Annotated in this window: 18 protein-coding genes and 1 other annotated feature; of the genes, 16 read left to right on the forward strand and 2 right to left on the reverse strand. The window is 43.2% G+C overall.

All coding sequences use genetic code 11. The features are described from left to right. The 11 genes from minD to pheA all read left to right on the forward strand — a co-directional run bounded on the left by minD (position 1) and on the right by pheA (position 9015). The gene (minD, locus tag NSQ49_RS18035) at positions 1-804 is read left to right on the forward strand and encodes a septum site-determining protein MinD (RefSeq protein ID WP_159863323.1); all 804 of its coding nucleotides are present in this window, start codon (positions 1-3) and stop codon (positions 802-804) included. Positions 805-939: 135 nt separating this feature from the next. Beyond that, complete coding sequence (locus NSQ49_RS18040; RefSeq protein ID WP_159863322.1) at positions 940-1716, forward strand: M23 family metallopeptidase; 777 nt, start codon at positions 940-942, stop codon at positions 1714-1716. Beyond that, positions 1709-2575 carry a M50 family metallopeptidase gene (locus NSQ49_RS18045; RefSeq protein ID WP_159863321.1) on the forward strand — a complete coding sequence of 289 codons (867 nt, stop codon included), beginning with the start codon at positions 1709-1711 and terminating at the stop codon, positions 2573-2575. Before NSQ49_RS18040 ends, NSQ49_RS18045 begins: the two co-directional genes overlap by 8 nt. A gap of 54 nt (positions 2576-2629) precedes the next feature. Continuing rightward, positions 2630-4078 carry an Rne/Rng family ribonuclease gene (locus tag NSQ49_RS18050; RefSeq protein ID WP_251284497.1) on the forward strand — a complete coding sequence of 483 codons (1449 nt, stop codon included), beginning with the start codon at positions 2630-2632 and terminating at the stop codon, positions 4076-4078. Positions 4079-4267: 189 nt separating this feature from the next. Continuing rightward, positions 4268-4347, forward strand: a sequence feature (ribosomal protein L21 leader region). A gap of 13 nt (positions 4348-4360) precedes the next feature. Continuing rightward, positions 4361-4669 carry a 50S ribosomal protein L21 gene (gene rplU, locus NSQ49_RS18055; RefSeq protein WP_159863320.1) on the forward strand — a complete coding sequence of 103 codons (309 nt, stop codon included), beginning with the start codon at positions 4361-4363 and terminating at the stop codon, positions 4667-4669. A 14-nt stretch (positions 4670-4683) separates the two neighbouring features. Next, the gene (locus NSQ49_RS18060; protein WP_251284487.1) at positions 4684-5022 is read left to right on the forward strand and encodes a ribosomal-processing cysteine protease Prp; all 339 of its coding nucleotides are present in this window, start codon (positions 4684-4686) and stop codon (positions 5020-5022) included. Then, the gene (gene rpmA / locus NSQ49_RS18065) at positions 5023-5316 is read left to right on the forward strand and encodes a 50S ribosomal protein L27 (RefSeq protein WP_009333115.1); all 294 of its coding nucleotides are present in this window, start codon (positions 5023-5025) and stop codon (positions 5314-5316) included. A gap of 223 nt (positions 5317-5539) precedes the next feature. Further along, positions 5540-6091: a sporulation initiation phosphotransferase B gene (locus tag NSQ49_RS18070; protein WP_159863319.1), complete on the forward strand. Its 552-nt coding sequence runs from the start codon at positions 5540-5542 to the stop codon at positions 6089-6091. 139 nt (positions 6092-6230) lie between these two features. Then, positions 6231-7523 (forward strand): GTPase ObgE, encoded by a 1293-nt coding sequence (gene obgE / locus NSQ49_RS18075; RefSeq protein ID WP_159863318.1) that lies wholly within the window; start codon positions 6231-6233, stop codon positions 7521-7523. 25 nt (positions 7524-7548) lie between these two features. After that, complete coding sequence (locus NSQ49_RS18080) at positions 7549-8004, forward strand: ACT domain-containing protein (RefSeq protein ID WP_159863317.1); 456 nt, start codon at positions 7549-7551, stop codon at positions 8002-8004. Between the two features lie 132 nt (positions 8005-8136). Beyond that, positions 8137-9015, forward strand: a complete 879-nt coding sequence (pheA, locus tag NSQ49_RS18085; RefSeq protein ID WP_251284486.1) for a prephenate dehydratase — start codon at positions 8137-8139, stop codon at positions 9013-9015. A 56-nt stretch (positions 9016-9071) separates the two neighbouring features. On the opposite strand, the gene NSQ49_RS18090 is transcribed toward pheA, so the two are convergent. Together NSQ49_RS18090 and NSQ49_RS18095 are read right to left on the reverse strand one after the other, a co-directional pair. Further along, positions 9072-9614: a transcription repressor NadR gene (locus tag NSQ49_RS18090; RefSeq protein WP_159863315.1), complete on the reverse strand. Its 543-nt coding sequence runs from the start codon at positions 9612-9614 to the stop codon at positions 9072-9074. A 63-nt stretch (positions 9615-9677) separates the two neighbouring features. Then, positions 9678-10829, reverse strand: a complete 1152-nt coding sequence (locus tag NSQ49_RS18095; RefSeq protein WP_251284485.1) for an IscS subfamily cysteine desulfurase — start codon at positions 10827-10829, stop codon at positions 9678-9680. A 134-nt stretch (positions 10830-10963) separates the two neighbouring features. On the opposite strand from NSQ49_RS18095, the gene nadB reads away from it, so the two are divergent. The 5 genes from nadB (at position 10964) to NSQ49_RS18120 (ending at position 17851) form a co-directional block, all read left to right on the forward strand. Next, on the forward strand, positions 10964-12547 hold the full coding sequence (nadB, locus tag NSQ49_RS18100) for an L-aspartate oxidase (RefSeq protein WP_251284484.1): 1584 nt from the start codon (positions 10964-10966) through the stop codon (positions 12545-12547). Then, positions 12516-13352: a carboxylating nicotinate-nucleotide diphosphorylase gene (gene nadC / locus NSQ49_RS18105; protein ID WP_251284483.1), complete on the forward strand. Its 837-nt coding sequence runs from the start codon at positions 12516-12518 to the stop codon at positions 13350-13352. Before nadB ends, nadC begins: the two co-directional genes overlap by 32 nt. Positions 13353-13379: 27 nt before the next feature. Beyond that, on the forward strand, positions 13380-14486 hold the full coding sequence (nadA, locus tag NSQ49_RS18110; RefSeq protein ID WP_251284482.1) for a quinolinate synthase NadA: 1107 nt from the start codon (positions 13380-13382) through the stop codon (positions 14484-14486). 424 nt (positions 14487-14910) lie between these two features. Further along, the gene (gene safA / locus NSQ49_RS18115; protein WP_251284481.1) at positions 14911-16875 is read left to right on the forward strand and encodes a SafA/ExsA family spore coat assembly protein; all 1965 of its coding nucleotides are present in this window, start codon (positions 14911-14913) and stop codon (positions 16873-16875) included. Beyond that, positions 16829-17851: a phosphotransferase gene (locus tag NSQ49_RS18120; protein WP_341071018.1), complete on the forward strand. Its 1023-nt coding sequence runs from the start codon at positions 16829-16831 to the stop codon at positions 17849-17851. Before safA ends, NSQ49_RS18120 begins: the two co-directional genes overlap by 47 nt. Positions 17852-17938: the final 87 nt, after the last annotated feature.

A 17938-nucleotide genomic window follows, 5' to 3' on the forward strand; every position in this document is an offset into this window, starting at 1 on the left:
ATGGGAGAAGCGATTGTCATTACATCCGGAAAAGGCGGAGTCGGAAAAACGACTACTTCCGCAAATGTAGGTACTGCCCTGGCCCTTCAGGGAAAAAAAGTGTGCCTGGTGGATACAGACATTGGCCTTCGAAATCTTGATGTGGTAATGGGGCTTGAAAACCGCATTATTTATGATCTGGTCGATGTAGTTGAAGGACGGTGCAAAATACATCAGGCTGTAGTTAAAGACAAACGGTTTGAAGATCTGCTGTATTTGCTTCCAGCTGCTCAGACTAGTGATAAAACAGCTGTTACACCAGAACAGATGAAAAAGCTGGTCGATGAATTAAAACAGGATTATGACTATATTGTTATAGACTGTCCTGCAGGAATAGAGCAGGGGTACAAAAATGCTGTTGCCGGTGCAGACAAAGCAATTGTTGTAACCACTCCGGAAGTCTCAGCAGTGCGTGATGCCGACCGGATAATCGGCTTGCTTGAAAAAGAGGAAAATGTAGAGGCTCCTAAACTGATTATAAATAGAATTAGAAGCCATATGATGAAAAATGGCGACATGCTTGATGTTGATGAAATAACTGCGCATTTGTCGATTGATTTAATTGGAATTGTGGCAGATGATGATGAAGTAATCAAGGCATCGAATCATGGTGAGCCTATTGCTTTAAACCCTAACAGCAAGGCTTCTGTTTCTTACCGGAATATCGCCCGCAGAATTCTGGGTGAAGCAGTCCCTCTTCAGCCTCTTGAACAAGAGAATAAAGGTGTATTTTCAAAAATAAAAAAGTTTTTTGGAGTAAAATAATTGTATCATTAGAACAAAAGCCGGGGAGCCATCCTCGGCTTTATTTTTTATTCAAGACACCACTTCAAGTCATACTCCATTTGGACAACTCATAAACTTGTACAAATAGAGTTATATAGAAATGGTGGGGATAATATGAATTCAAGAGCGGATGAAATACGGAAGAGAATTGAGCGGAGAAAAAAGGACAAAGAGAGATTCACGAATAAGAAAGATTCAGCGGTTCTTTGGACAGAAGATGAAGAGCGTTACGGGTTCAACAGGCTGCCTTCATACGAGAGCAACCTTGAAGAGGGGAATCACCCTTTATTTCGCAAGGAACTGTTCCTTTTCAAATTGCTTGCTTCTGCATGTATTTTTTTAGTAGCTGCCATTCTTTTTAAAAACCAGGCAGCGACTTTTGATCCTGCAAGAGATTTTGTAAAGACTGCCATGGAGAAGGATTTTCAATTCGCCGCTGTATCCGGCTGGTATGAAGAACAATTTGGAAAACCGCTTGCCCTGCTTCCATTTTCAGATGGCAAGAGTGATGAGAAGAATGTTGATGAAAACAGCGATTATGCATTGCCTGCTTCTGCAAAGATCCTGGAAGAATTTGATGATAATGGACAGAGAATAACCATTGAAACAGGAAAGGAAGCCTCCATTGAAGCAATGAGTGAAGGACTTGTTCGGTTCGCCGGAAAGAAGGATGGCTTTGGAAATACAGTCATTATTCAGCATGGTGATAAAAGTGAGTCCTGGTATGGCAATTTGGCTGAAATTAATGTGAATTTGTATCAATACGTAGAAAAAGGAACCGGTATTGGTACGGCGGGTGACGCCGATGATGGAGAAAAAGGCACTTTTTATTTCGCGATTAAAAAAGATGATGATTTTATAGATCCGATCCAGGTGATCCCATTTGAATAAACTGACAGGATTAATTAAACATATCCATATTCACCCATTGTTATGGGCGATTATTGGACTATCTGTTGCGACTGCCCATTTTATAGAGGTATGCGTGCTGCTGCTGATTATCTTTGTTCATGAAATGGGCCATGCTGCTGCTGCATCCCTTTATTCCTGGAGAATAAAAAAGATTGCTCTACTGCCATTTGGCGGTGTAGCGGAAATGGATGAACACGGGAACCGGCCGCTGAAAGAGGAGATTATCGTCATTATAGCAGGGCCGCTTCAGCATATATGGATGATGGGGGCGGCGCTGTTATTTTATGAACTCTCCTGGATGTCTGCTGATATTTTTCATATGTTCATTCAATTCAATTTAATGATATTAATTTTTAACCTCCTTCCCATCTGGCCATTGGATGGAGGAAAGCTTGTTTTCTTATGGCTTTCTCTTAATCAGGCATTTCCGGAAGCGCACAGAAAAACACTTTTTATTTCTGCTGCGGGTCTGATAAGTTTTATTTTATTAACGCTGCTAACCTCACCGGTTAACTTGAATATATGGGTAATCCTCGCTTTTTTGGTGTTTTCGCTTTATCATGAATGGAAGCAGAGCCGGTTTGTTTTTATCCGCTTCCTTCTCGAAAGGTATTATGGGAAGCACAGTGACTTTCGGACATTGAAACCAATCGTTGTTCGGGAAGAAGAATTGGTTATTGACGTACTGGAAAGATTTCAGCGCGGATGCAAACACCCCATCATTGTTGAAAAGGACGGCAAAGAAAAGGGTGCACTGGATGAAAATGAACTGCTGCATGCATGCTTTGCGGAAAAAGTGCTTACAGCTAAAATAGGTGATTTGCTTTATGTATACTGAAGAGCAAATCTTGGTTAATAAATAATGTTTTAAAGTGAGGAAGTCGTTTTGGATATGTTAGTTGTAAATTATGCATCAAGAGAGCGCCGCTTTGTGCACTTAAAAGATAATAGGGTCGAAAAGCTAATTATTGACCAGCCGAGGCATCGTTCATCAGTTGGGGATATATACTTAGGCACTGTTGCTAAAGTAATGCCTGGATTAAATGCAGCTTTTGTAGAGATAGGGGAAGGTCAAAGCGGTTTTCTTCACCGGGACAAACTAGCATCCTATGTTTGTTCTGCCGAGAATTCGCAAGTAAAGGAAAAACGAAGCATTTCTTCCTTTGTCCATCAAGGGGAAAGAATACTTGTTCAAGTTGAAAAGGACGCTACGGGAACAAAAGGACCGAGATTGTCTGGTTTGATTGAGTTTTCAGGAGAGTCACTGATATATATGCCAAACGGCCGTTATGTTGCAGTTTCCAAAAAAATTGAGGATAGTGAGGCAAGAGAAAACTGGCGGCAATTTGGCTATCGTGCAAAAGAAGAGAATGAAGGTCTAATTTTCAGAACATCCTGCGTCAGCAGGAAAGAAAATGAACTTATGGATGAATTAGAAAAACTCAGGCAGGAGTACAGGGACCTATTAAGAGAATCAGAAACGAAAAAGAAGGCTGGAAAGGTGTACGAATCGGATTCTTTTATAAAGGAAATTATCGAAGAGGCTAAGAAAATAGCTCACGGTGAAATTGCCGTAGACGATTTGAACCTGAAAAATGTGCTCCAGAAACACACCTGTCTGCCAATTCGGCTGCACTCCGGAAAGGAAAATATCTTCTCTGCTTTTAATGCTGAAGCCGAAATTGATAAAGCACTAAAACGAATTGTATGGCTTGATAGTGGCGCATATCTTATTTTTGATGAAACAGAAGCCTTAACAGTCATTGATGTGAATACCGGGAAGTTTGCAGGTAAACAGGACCGCAGGGACACTGTGTTAAAAACGAATGAAATGGCGGCCGAAGAAGCTGCAAGACAAATCAGGCTCCGGGATATCGGCGGCATGATCCTGATCGATTTTATCGATATGAAAGAAGCATCCGATAGAAAGCATATTCTTGCTGTTATGGAAAACGCTCTGAAAAATGATGAAAGACGTACTAAACTGGTTGGGTTCTCCCCTCTTGGGATCCTTCAGATGACCCGCAAAAAGACAAGGCCTGCCATTTTAGAAGCGCTTACCGAAAGATGTCAGGTTTGCGAGGGCACGGGTAGAGTAATGAGTGCTGAGACCATTGCCTTCAGGCTAGAAAGGGAACTGTGGGAACATCGAGGCAGTGACCATGAAGCTGTTTTGATTGAAACCACCTCAGACACAGCAGCGGTATTTTCAGGGAAAAATGATGAACATAAAAAAAGAATTGAAGACAGCGTTGGCTTAAAGATTATTTTCTCTACAAGGGAAAATGGCAAGCCATTTTATGTAATCCGCAAGTTTGGCAGTGCCGATGAGCTGGGTTAATTTTATGCAGGATGGGTTAAGCGGCCCTCCTGCCTTTTTTAGTGCAGTATTTCCCACTTCCCTATTTGCTCCATAAGCATTATAATTGTATAGGCACGCAAATTAGGTGCAAACAAAGAGAATCATATAATTCTTATTGACATGATTGATCATTATATGATAGGATTTTCATGTTATGTTTGTAGCGCACCCGTGCTACAACCGCACAGAACAGGTACATAAGCCCGCATTTCGTGTCGGCGCCTGGGATGGCGAGTCTTAGTCTAAGAGGAGGTGCAGTTCATGTACGCGATTATCGAAACTGGCGGCAAGCAAGTACGTGTAGAAGAAGGTCAAGCTATCTACATCGAAAAGCTTAACGCTGAAGCAGGCGAAACAGTTACTTTTGGAAAAGTTCTTTTCGTTGGCGGAGACAGCGTAAAAGTAGGAAGCCCTGTAGTTGAAGGTGCTACTGTTACAGCTAAAGTTGAAAAACAAGGCCGTCAAAAGAAAATCACTGTATTCAAGTACAAAGCGAAGAAAAACTATCGTAAAAAGCAAGGTCATCGTCAGCCTTACACTAAAGTTGTGATTGAAAAAATCAACGCTTAATCAGGCGATTTAAGATGATTGATGTTACGATTATTCGTAAAGATTCCGGAAATATTCATTTGTTTGAAATTAGCGGTCATGCATTCTTCGCAAACAGAGGCAAGGATATTGTCTGTGCAGGCGTATCTGCTGTTTCCATCGGTGCTATTAATGCTGTCCATGCCCTAACCGGCGTGACACCAGAGATTAGCCATGGAGAAGGCTTTCTCCGCTGTGTCCTTCCTGATCTTCAGGATGACATGAATGAGAAAGTGCAGCTTTTGCTTGAAGGCATGGTTGTTTCATTGCAGACGATTGAAGAAGACTACGGAAAGTATATAAAAATTACCTTCAAAAAGCAGGAGGTGGAATAAATGCTATTAAAATTAGATCTTCAGTTGTTCGCTTCTAAAAAGGGAGTAGGTTCTACAAAGAACGGCCGTGATTCAATCTCTAAGCGTCTTGGCGCTAAGCGTGCGGACGGACAATTCGTTACTGGCGGCTCTATCCTGTACCGTCAGCGCGGTACTAAGATCTACCCAGGTGTAAACGTGGGTAAAGGCGGCGATGACACACTTTTTGCAAAAGTTGACGGTGTTGTTAAATTCGAGCGTCTTGGACGTGACCGCAAGCAAGTGAGCGTATATCCTGCAGCTCAAGAGGCGTAAGCCTTTTCGAGAAAACCCTAGCCCACAAGGTTAGGGTTTTCTTTTTTTGGCAAAAATTCCGCCGGTGCACTTCACATTTACCTAATGAATTAATAGCAGCTCTTCATCGCATAAGCAATATTTTCTTATTTAACATAAATTTGCTTACTGTCTTTATGTTTTTTGTTATACTTACAGCAAGCACAGTCTTCTGACAGCCTAATAACCATACAGGAGTGCATATATGGAAAAAGACTGGAATATGATTGAAGTGCTGCGTCATGCCCGGCATGACTGGCTGAATAAAATACAATTAATTAAAGGTAACCTTTCTCTAAATAAGATAGACAGGGCTAAGGAAATCATAGATGAAATTGTGGTGGAATCACAGCAGGAAGCAAGACTTTCGAATTTGAATCTTCCTGGATTTGCTTCGCTTTTATTAACTTATAATTGGGAGAACCACTACTTTCAGCTTGAGTATGAAGTGCTGGATGACCCCATTGCCGGACGTTTGGATGACTCTGTCCTTTCTGAGTGGACAGGCTCTTTTTTGGCCATTTTAGACTCATCAGTCAGGCCTTACCATGATAATCATCTATCCGTATCCATCAGGCATGAAAAAGAAGGGGCTCGTTTCTTTTTTGATTTTAGCGGAATACTAACAGATGTGGATCAATTAAAAAAGTTCTTTAAAAAGAAGAACACTAACATAACTGCTGCTGTTCAGGAATTAGCTGAAGAGGAGCTTGCATTGGAATTATTTGTGCCATTCATTGCAAATGGCAGAGAGTGATTTCCGCCAAAAAAAGCAATACTAAGTGTGAAACTCTGCAGGCTGGGCACTTCTTAAGTGTAAGAAGCAGATCCAGTCAGTGCCGGTATCTGGCTGAGTGCCAGACAATGGGACATACTGCAGACGGGAGGAATAATATATGTTTGTCGATCAAGTCAAAGTTTATGTAAAGGGCGGGGACGGGGGCAACGGAATGGTTGCTTTCCGCCGGGAAAAATATGTGCCGAACGGAGGCCCGGCCGGCGGTGATGGCGGCAAGGGAGCCAATGTTGTTTTTGAAGTGAATGAGGGATTGCGGACGTTAATGGACTTCCGTTATCAGCGCCATTTTAAAGCTCCCCGTGGCGAGCATGGCATGTCCAAAAACCAGCATGGAAGAAATTCAAAAGACATGATTGTTAAAGTACCGCCGGGTACAGTCGTAACAGATGCTGATACAGGGGAAGTAATCGCTGATCTGACTGAGCACGGGCAAAGAGCCGTCATAGCACGCGGGGGCCGGGGAGGCAGGGGAAATACCCGGTTTGCGACACCGGCTAATCCAGCTCCTGAATTGTCCGAACATGGGGAACCGGGCCAGGAACGGGATGTTGTGCTGGAGCTCAAGCTTTTAGCTGATGTTGGTTTAGTGGGATTTCCAAGCGTCGGGAAATCGACTTTGCTGTCAGTTGTGTCATCGGCAAGACCGAAGATTGCGGAATACCACTTTACAACAATTGTTCCCAATCTGGGGATGGTTGAGACTGAAGATGGACGCAGCTTTGTTATGGCAGACCTGCCTGGATTAATTGAAGGTGCCCATTCAGGAGTTGGCCTCGGCCATCAGTTTTTGCGGCATATTGAAAGAACAAGGGTAATTGTTCATGTTATCGATATGGCTGCTGTTGAGGGCAGAGATCCATTTGAAGACTACCTTACCATCAATAAAGAATTAAAAGAATATAACCTGCGCCTCACAGAAAGGCCGCAAATCATTGTAGCCAATAAAATGGATATGCCTGATGCAGAGGAAAATCTTAAAAAATTTAAGGAACAGCTTGCAGAAGATTATCCGATTTTCCCTATTTCCGCTTTAACAAGACAGGGGTTAAGGGATTTACTATTTGCCGTTGCAGATAAGGTCGAAGAAACACCTGAATTCCCGCTGTCACATGAAGAAGAGGAAAACACAGGTGTCCACCGCGTTCTTTACAAGCATGAAGCTGAACAAACGGAATTTGTCATCACGAGAGATCCTGCAGGAGTGTTCGTTGTATCAGGCGATGCGATTGAGAAGCTCTTTAAGATGACTGACTTCTCAAGAGATGAATCTGTCCGCAGGTTTGCCAGACAGCTTCGCGGTATGGGTGTGGATGATGCTCTTCGTGAAAAAGGAGCAAAAGATGGTGACACTGTTAAGCTGCTTGATTATGAATTCGAGTTTATTGACTAACCTTCTCGATTGACGGGGTGGAGAAATGAGAAAAGATAGATTCGATAAGAAATTTTATTTGGTTCGCGAAGATGTTTTGCCTGAAGCCATGAAGAAAACATTGGATGCAAAGGAAATGATCGAAAGGGGAAGAGCCGAATCGGTTTGGGATGCTGTCCAAAAAGTTGATTTGAGCAGAAGTGCTTTCTATAAATATAGAGACACTGTGTTCCCTTTTCATACTGTTGTCAAAGAACGGCTGATCACTTTATTTTTTCATCTGGAAGACAGGTCGGGAACTTTATCACATTTATTGGGCGTTGTGGCTTCATCGGGGTGCAATGTCTTAACAATACATCAGACCATTCCTCTTCAGGGGAGGGCAAATGTCACGCTTTCCCTGAATGTAACTGAAATGGGCATTGAGATTGAGGAACTCTTGACAAGGCTTCGAAAATTGGAGTTTGTAGAAAAAGTAGAGGTGCTGGGAACGGGTGCATGAAAAAATGTGCTCTGTGCCCTGCCCTTTTTTCGTTTTTTATTTTGTATTTCACATACATATGTTAAAGTAATAAAGTATAAAGAAAATTTTCAGTGATTTAAAATAAGTCTGATAAAAAAGGAGGTAATTACCGTGAAGTTAGGATTTTTAGGACCTAAAGCCACTTTTACAGATATTGCAGCCAGGAGCTTATTTCCCAATGAGACTGCCGTTGCCTACCCAACGATTCCTGCCTGCTTTGATGCTTTAAATGAGAATGAAATAGAGCTGGCGGTAGTTCCTCTTGAAAACGCATTGGAAGGCTCAGTGAACATTACATTGGACTATTTAATCCATGAAGCGGATTTTCCGATTATTGGCGAACTGACAGCTCCCATTCGCCAGCATTTTATGGTTCATCCGGCTCATGCTAAGGATTGGGACAAAACCCACGCTGTTTATAGTCATTCACACGCAATTGCACAATGCCATAAATTTCTGCATAAAGAGCTGAAAGGAATTCCTTGTGAAAGCACTACTTCTACAGCTGCCGCAGCCCGATTTGTAAAAGAAAATCCGGATTTGCGGGCAGGTGCCATAGCTAATGAATTAGCTGCAGAAGTATATGGGTTGGCGATCGTTAAAGAGGATATCCATGATTTTGATTATAACCATACGAAGTTCATTGTTTTAGCCAATAAAGAACTCTCCATCAGTGAAGACCGCAAGGAATTTCAAGGGCATAAGACAACTGTTATGGTGACGCTGCCGGCTGACAGGTCAGGGGCTCTTCATCAGGTGCTTTCGGCATTTGCCTGGAGGAAGCTTAATTTGACTAAGATTGAATCCAGACCGATGAAAACAGGATTAGGTAATTATTTCTTTATCATTGATGTGGATATGAAAATGGATGACGTCCTGATCCCCGGTGCAGCTGCTGAATTGGAGGCATTAGGCTGCAATGTTAAGGTGCTGGGAAGCTATCCGTATTTTCAGCTTCAGAATAAGAACAGCAAAGTTCTGCAGGAATAAATAAAAAAATAAAAAGGATCCGGCGAGTATATTTCCGGGTCCTTTTATATTTAAAGCTATTCCAGGTTAATAAGAAATCCTGCTTCTTTTAATAATTTCTCAGCTTCATCGAGTTTCCTTTCGGTGGCTGCAGACAGAGTATGGAGGTGAATGCCATCTGTCAATTCTGATAAGAATGAAGCCTTTGTGGAATTGATTTTTTCCATGAATTGCTTAACTTCCTGGCGGGTGGATACCATAACCGATGCAGTTAAGTCACCATAGACTGGATGTTCAATTCTTACATCTTTTACGGTAACTCCATGGTCGACAAGCAGATTCAATTCTTCTTCTGTTTTCGCGGGGTCATGATGGCAGGCAATGACCCGCTCGGCTGCTGATGCAGGAGAAGCCTGGTGAAGATACAAATAACCCTGGCTTGTTGCAATGATTGGCTCGTTTCTTGCTTTTAGAAGGGTGATATCCCCAACAATTACCTGTCTGCTGACATTTGTTTTTGCGGCAAGTTCGCTTCCTGTAATGGGCTGTCCGCTTTCTTTCAGCAGCTGAAGCAGAAAGGTCCTTCGCTCTTCTCCGAGCACCTTTTTTTGTTCATTCATATTCTCTCACCCTTACAATCCGATAATATTTCATTTTAACATAAGGAAAGGAGGAAGAAAAAATTAGAGGGGTACGAGTTCACTGGCCAAGATAGCCAGCTTTTCCCCTAATGCTTTTGCATCCTCGGCAGATGTATTCCACCCAAAGGAAATCCTGATAAATTCTTTGCCTCTTTTATCTGTAACTCCCAGTGCCTCCATGGTTTTAGAAACAGTTTGCAAGCCTGTACTGCATGCACTTCCTGTAGATATGGAAAATCCGAGCCGATTGCATTCAAGCATGACATATTGTCCTTCCACACCTTTTAACCGAAGTCCCAATGTAGAAGGAAGCTGGTAAGAGCCGCTAAAATCGTATACTGTGAATTTCTCGTGTGCGGGTTCAAGCTCCTTCAGCAGTACTTCCCGCAGCATTTGGAAATGGCTGTTATGTTTGCTTAAATTTGCATAAGCTTTCTGTGCAGCCACTGTCATTCCGACAACACCCGGAAGGTTTACAGTGCCTGGCCTGAGTCCCTTTTCATGTGAAACTCCGGGTAAAAAAGAGCTCCACCGCATGTCTGGTCTTAGGTAAACCCCTCCGATTCCCTTTGGGCCGTAAAATTTATGTGCAGAAAAGGAAAGGCTATCAGCAAATCGTGCCGCTTCTTTCAAATCTGCTTTGCCAAATGTATGGACACAATCACTATGCAGCAAAATTTGCCTTTCCCTGCAAAGCTCGCTGATCTCAATGAGAGGCTGCAATGTGCCGATCTCAGGATTGCCATGCTGTATGGTAACTAAGACGGTATCTTCCCTGATGGCGGAACTTAATTTTTTCAGGTCCATGCGGCCATCTGTGCCAAAAGGAATTTTTGTAATTTCATAGCCATCCTTAAAGCGTAATTTCTCTAAAACACTATGAATAGAGGAATGTTCAGCTATTCCTGTAATAATATGCTTTCCTGCTTTTTCAGAAGCAGACAGCAAGGCAGCTATTGCAAGAAAATTACTTTCCGAACCTCCGCTGGTAAAATAGATTCCTTCACTTTTTACGCCTAAAATTCCTGCCAATTCCATCCTGCAATTTTCAAGAAGCCCTTCTGCAGCACTCCCGGTATCATGCAGGCTGCGGGTATTGCCAAAGTATTCAGTTGAGGCTTTTATATAGGCATCTGCCGCTTCTCTGTCGAGCGGACATGATGCGGCATAATCGAAATATTTAATGTTCCCCACCTGCTCTCCTCTTTCTAATTAAACCAATCAAAAAGTCAGAAGTTCCTCTTAAACTATGAAAACCTCTTGTCATAATTCTAAATCTGTGTAAATATAGGTGTCAAGACACCTGTAAAAACAGGAGGTAAAATATTATGAATGCCGACGTTTTAATAATTGGAAGCGGGGTAGCCGCTCTGCAGTTGGCAAAGAAGCTGCGCCGGGACTTGAATGTGATTATTCTCACAAAATCGACTGTAATAAATGGAAATTCATATATGGCACAGGGCGGCGTTGCAGCTGCCCTGGGAAAAAATGATCATCCAGAAAAGCACTGCATGGATACACTCGAAGCAGGAAGGTTTCATAATAATTCTGATGCAGTGCAAGCCCTGACCAGTGAAGCTCCATTCCTGATAAAAGAGCTGAATCAGGAGGGATGCCGGTTTGACATGGATTCTGGAGGATCCATCTCGTTAGGAAGAGAAGGGGCTCATTCAGAGAATAGAATTGTTCATGGGGGAGGAGATAGTACAGGAAAAACAATCATCGATTTTATGCTGTTAAATCAAAATCCGAATGTTCGAATCTTAGAAGATATTCTTGTATTTGAATTGCTTATAAATGGAAAAGACGGCAAGTGCATTGGCCTAAAAGGAAAAGATTATGCTGGTGGAGTTCATCAATTCTTTTCTTCTCATGTTGTGCTCGCTACGGGTGGCTGCGGACAGCTGTATGAATATACCTCCAATGCTGAAACCGTAACTGGAGATGGGATTGCCTTAGCATACAGGGCTGGTGCGGAGATAGCTGATATGGAGTTCATTCAATTTCATCCCACACTTCTCTACAAGGACGGTAAAGCACGGGGGCTGATCTCTGAAGCTGTAAGGGGAGAAGGGGGACGCCTTATTACTGAAGACGGGAGTCCTGTCATGGAAGGGCTTCACCCACAGGGAGATTTAGCCCCAAGACACGTAGTGTCACAGGCCATTTATCATTCTGTGAAGAAAGGGAAAACCGTTTTCCTGGATATCTCATCAATAGAAAATTTTAAATCCAGATTTCCAACCATAACAAAAATATGTGAAGAAAACGGCGTAGATTTAAGTTTTGGGAAGATTCCTGTTGCTCCCGGAAGTCATTTTTTAATGGGAGGAATAAAAACTGATTTATTGGGCCGCACAAGTATTCCCGGCTTGTATGCGATTGGTGAAGCTGCATGCACGGGCATACATGGCGCTAACCGTCTTGCAAGCAATTCCCTGCTTGAAGGGCTTTATTGCGGCAAGCAGCTTGCGGTTTGGCTTAATGAACAGCCTTTCAATGAAACTGCTGATGAATTGCATATTCATAACCCGGAATTAGGGTGGCCAGTTAAAGAAGCATTGCCATCTATTGAAGAAATTAAAATAAACATGATGAAAAATGCCGGGATTATCAAAACAAAGGAAGGGCTTCTTGCTCAGATGGCCTGGCTAAAAGGATGCAAAATTGAAGAATGGATAATGGCAGATCTTGATCATTTATCAATAGAGGAAATAACGCGGGCCTTCATGCTGATTGCAGCTTATCTGATCACAGATTCTGCATTAATGCGAACAGAAAGCCGTGGGGGACATTTCCGGCAGGATTATCCTTTCGAAAGTCCAGAATGGCTTGGAAAAAGAATTATTCACTGCCGAAAACCTGAAAGGAATGGTAAAAATGAACAAATTAAAGCTGCGATTGCAACTTGAACAATATTTTCTTGAGGACATTGGGGACCGCGACCTGACAAGTGAACTTATTTTTGGGGAGAGCCAGGCAGGAAAGGTCATTTTCCTGGCAAAAGACAATGGTATTTTTTGCGGTGAAGAAATAATCAGGTCAGGATTTAAGGTGCTGAATCCGGCGGCTGAAGTAAATATAAAGATAAAGGACGGGGAAAGGATCGAGAAGGGTCAAATCCTTGCTGAAGCTGCAGGGCCAGTATCGGATTTATTAAAAGGAGAAAGAGTTATTTTGAATCTGCTCCAAAGAATGAGCGGAATTGCAACAAAAACAAGTGAGGCTGTCCGGGTTCTTAAAAGTTCACATACAAAAATCTGCGATACAAGAAAAACCACTCCAGGCCTAAGAATGCTTGAAAAATATGCAGTCAGGTCAGGAGGGGGATTTAATCATCGATATGGTCTATATGATGCAGTCATGATTAAGGACAACCATATTTCTTTTGCCGGTTCAATTGCAAAAGCTGTGGAAGAAGTGCGCTCAAAAATTGGGCATATGGTAAAAGTTGAAGTCGAAACGGAAACAAAAGAACAAGTCGTGGAAGCAGTTAAAGCAGGTGCAGATGTAATCATGTTTGACAATAGGAGTCCGGAAGAGATAAAAGAGTGGATTAGCTGCGTGCCGAATGGAATAGTGACAGAAGCATCCGGTGGAATTACCCTTGATAACCTGCAATCATACAGTGATACGGGGGTTGATTTCATTTCCCTTGGATTTCTGACCCATTCTGTGAAATCGCTTGATATAAGTGTGAAGGTTATCGTGGAATAAATTTTGTGACAAAGGGGTTTGGAGAAGATGAATATTTTTCAGACAGCAGAAAAACAAGCAAGTATTCTTCCGGAAAAATATCGGATGATGACTGTTAAGGAACTAGAGGTTCGGGCAAGAGAAATAAAAAATGGGCTTGGCAATAAGCTGTTCATTCCGGGTCATCATTATCAAAAAGATGAGGTCATCCAGTTTGCGGACGCTACAGGTGATTCACTCAAGCTTGCCCAGCTTTCGCAGGAGAATACAGAGGCGGAATATATTGTATTTTGCGGAGTCCACTTTATGGCTGAAACGGCAGATATATTAACATCTTCACATCAAAAAGTGATTTTGCCGGATATGCGTGCAGGCTGCTCCATGGCTGATATGGCTGATATAAGCCAAACAGAAAGAGCCTGGATGAAACTGCAGAATATGTTTGGGGATACTATGCTTCCATTAACGTATGTAAACTCTACTGCTGCCATAAAGGCTTTTGTAGGACGTCACGGAGGAGCGACAGTCACTTCTTCGAATGCTGAAAAAATGGTAAGCTGGGCCTTTGAGCAGAAGCAGAGAATTCTATTTCTTCCTGATCAGCATCTTGGAAGAAATACTGCCTACAATCTTGGAATACCTCTTGCTGGAATGGCTGTATGGAATCCTACTACAGATCATCTGGAATATGAAGGGGAACTAGAGGATATAAAAGTGATACTATGGAAAGGCCATTGTTCTGTTCATGAAAACTTTACCGTTGAAAATGTTCATGAAGTCCGGGAACAATATCCTGATATGAAAATCATTGTCCATCCTGAATGCAGAAGAGAAGTGGTAGAGCTTTCCGACATGGCAGGATCAACCAATTTTATTATCGATGCAATTGAACATTCGGAGCCTGGATCTTCCTGGGCAATCGGTACTGAGATGAATTTAGTTAAAAGGATTATCGCCCGGCACCAGGATAAAACTATTATCTCACTTAACCCGCATATGTGTCCTTGCCTGACTATGAACCGAATCGATTTGCCGCACCTGGTTTGGTCTCTTGAATCAATCTGGGAAGGTAATAGCCAAAATCTAATTCAAGTCGAAGAACCAACGGCAGCATATGCTAAACTGGCTCTGGATAGGATGCTTGAACGCCCATAAATGCGGTAAAAAAGTCCCCTGTCCGCTAACATTGGAACCTAGCTTACAGTGTTAAGCATATTCTGCGGAACATATGTCTAATAAAAAAATTCTCCCCGCCAGGAGGATTTTTTTTTGCTTAACTGGCCATTGCGGGTAAGGGTAAAGAGAGTAACGATGAATCATAATTCCGGGAAAAAAAGCATATCTTTTTGTGTAGATTGTTAGCAATTTGCCCAATTCTTCATACACTATATGGACTCATCGAGATTAACGGGCACTAATCTGCACCTTTCACATAAATGGATGAAATGCCCGTAAATGCTGAATAGGGCACAGAATGAGAAAGCCGCATCTGCGGCAGGTTTCTGTGTGCCCCATCGTGTGGACCTCAACCATCCATCACAGATGTAAGCATCACCTTATGCATAGGAGGGAATTCAGAGTGAAAATCCATATCGTACAGAAAGGGGATACTCTTTGGAAGATTGCCAAAAAGTACGGCGTGAATTTTGAAGAGCTGAAAAAGATGAATACACAGCTCAGCAACCCTGATATGATTATGCCCGGTATGAAAATAAAAGTTCCTGCAAGTGGAGGCTCTATAAAAAAAGAAGCTCCTATTGGAGGAAAACCGGAAGCAAAAATAAATTTGGGTGCCAAAAAAGAAATGCCAAAAGCAGAACAGCCTTTTGCCAAAGAGAAACCTATTACCATGCCGAAAACGGAAGCACCCAAGGAGAAGCCGGTAAAAGAAGCACCAAAAAAGGAAATGCCAAAAGTAACAGCACCAAAGGTTGAAACTCCAAAAGAAGTGCCTAAAGCTGCGCCAAAAGCAGAAGCACCTAAGGAAGTTCCCAAAAAACCCTTTACACCAAAAATGCCAAAGCCGATTATGCCGGAAATTGATATAAATAATTATTATATGATGAATATTCAGCAGCCGGCACCGCAGCAAAAGCCGCTGCCGGCAAAAGAGGTAAAACCGCAGCAGAAGCCTCTGCCCGCAAAAGAGGTAAAAGCAAAGGAAAAACCAGTTAAGCCTGCAGAAACTAAACCACAGCAAAAACCATTGCCAATCTCAGAATCTAAGCCGCAGCCCCAGCTCCCGCCCAAACCAGTTAATATCCTTCCGCAGGTAAAGCCGTATCAGGAAAGTCCTGAATCGCCGGAAAGCGAATCACCATTTTACCCACAACAACAAGGAGGTCAATATCAGCCGATGTTTCCTAATAATCCATGTTACCCGCAAATGCCATTCCCTCAAGTACAGGGAGCAATGATGCCACAGATGCCGCACCAAATGCCCAAGGTCCAGGGGGCAATGATGCCTCAAATGCCGCACCAAATGCCATCAGGTGTGATGGGAGCGGAAGACATGGGCATGCAGATGCCGCACCAAATGCCCCAGGTCCAGGGGGCAATGATGCCACAGATGCCGCACCAAATGCCATCAGGTGTGATGGGAGCGGAGGACATGGGCATGCAGATGCCGCACCAAATGCCGCAGGTCCAGGGGGCAATGATGCCTCAAATGCCGCACCAAATGCCATCAGGTGTGATGGGAGCGGAAGACATGGGCATGCAGATGCCGCACCAAATGCCACAGGTGCAGGGGGCAATGATGCCACAGATGCCTCATATGGCTGGAGTAGAAAGTCCGGATTATGATGAATCTTCACCGTTTATGCCAATGTCTCAAATGCCATCGGGTGTGATGGGAGCGGAAGATATGGGGCAGCAGATGCCGCACCAAATGCCACAGGTGCAGGGGGCAATGATGCCTCAAATGCCGCATCAAATGCCGCAGGTCCAGGGGGCAATGATGCCTCAAATGCCGCATCAAATGCCGCAGGTACAGGGAGCAATGATGCCTCAAATGCCGCATCAAATGCCGCAGGTGCAGGGAGCAATGATGCCTCAAATGCCGCATCAAATGCCGCAGGTGCAGGGAGCGATGATGCCGCAGATGCCGCATCAAATGCCGCAGGTGCAGGGAGCAATGATGCCGCAGATGCCGCACCAAATGCCACAGGTGCAGGGAGCAATGATGCCTCAAATGCCGCATCAGATGCCACAGGTGCAGGGAGCAATGATGCCGCAGATGCCGCACCAAATGCCGCCAGGTGTAATGGGAGCGGAAGACATGGGCATGCAAATGCCGCATCAAATGCCACAGGTACAGGGAATGGAATCTCAAAAGCCATTGATGCCTGGCTCGGTGATGGGAGCTTCCAATGATTGCGGCTGTGGAGGGCCGCAATATGCTCCTAGAGGTTTCGAACCAGGATATGGCCCAGGATTTGGCTATGGACCGGGACCAGGCTTCGGTCAAGGCTTTGGCCCAATGGGCGGAGAGGCATTTGGAATGCCAAGAAACACAGACGAAAGCAGTGAATACGACGGTTAATAATGCAGGAGACGATTTAGTACAAAATCGTCTCCTCTCCTATTTGCACGATCAGCTGCCATTTAAAATTGAAGAATTAAAGCCCATTCGAAAGAAGGTCTATTTTCTAAGAACACAGCAAAGATCCTATATATTAAAAGGGTTTTCATCCTATCACCGTCTAAAACTCCAGGAAGCATTCACATCTTCATTAATGAAGGAAGGATTCTCAAAGACCTATATTTTTTATGAAGTTGCCAAGGAACCGCCTTTGTTTTTTGACAGGACTTATTACGGCTGTATGGAGTATTTGCCGCCTTCCAAGGAAGTTTTTACTTATTACCTGAAAACAGATCGGTTAAAAGGGCTGGAACTCCTGAAGAAGTTTCACGATACAACAGAGAAGCTCGTCAGCCGTTATCGAACGGTTGTGCCAGCTTATAGGCAGGCAGACAAGTGGAGAGAGAGAGCAACCCTTTTTCTTAATAATCTCCCAGTAGTAAGGTATTTTGTCCAAAAAGAAATTATTAATGAGTTACTGGCCTGGGCAGATTGGTCCTTAAGAGGCATTGAAGAAGAAGCCTGGCTTTTTCAGTCGGGAAGGCAGGTTATTCTGCACGGTGATGTAGCACACCATAATTTTCTCAGAGCAAAAGATCAATCTTTATATTTGCTTGATTTTGACCTCGTCGCGATAGGGTCTCCTCATTCCGATTATCTGCAGTATGCAAATCGCATCCTTCCCTTTATGAACTGGTCCTTTGAAGAATTGAAAAAATATCCAATCTTTAAATACAGTCTTGAAGAAAAAGGCTTTCTTCATGCATTGGCATATCCAACAGATATATTCAGGGAATGGAACCGTGTAATAAGGGATAGATCGTATCTTGATTCTGTAAAAATCCGTCCTGTATTGGATTTAACTGTAGGACAGTTTGCTGAAAGACAGTGCTTTATTAAAGCACTTAAAAGGGCCGTTAATGAGACAAACCAATAATACTCTATACAAAATTGGACGTAAATGGACAGAATGAAAGCCTCTTTTCGCTCACAAGCTAAGTAAGAGCAGAAATGCTCAGGGCTT

It is taken from the genome of Cytobacillus sp. FSL R5-0377 (assembly GCF_038004385.1).
Lineage (GTDB): Bacteria > Bacillota > Bacilli > Bacillales > Cytobacillaceae > Cytobacillus.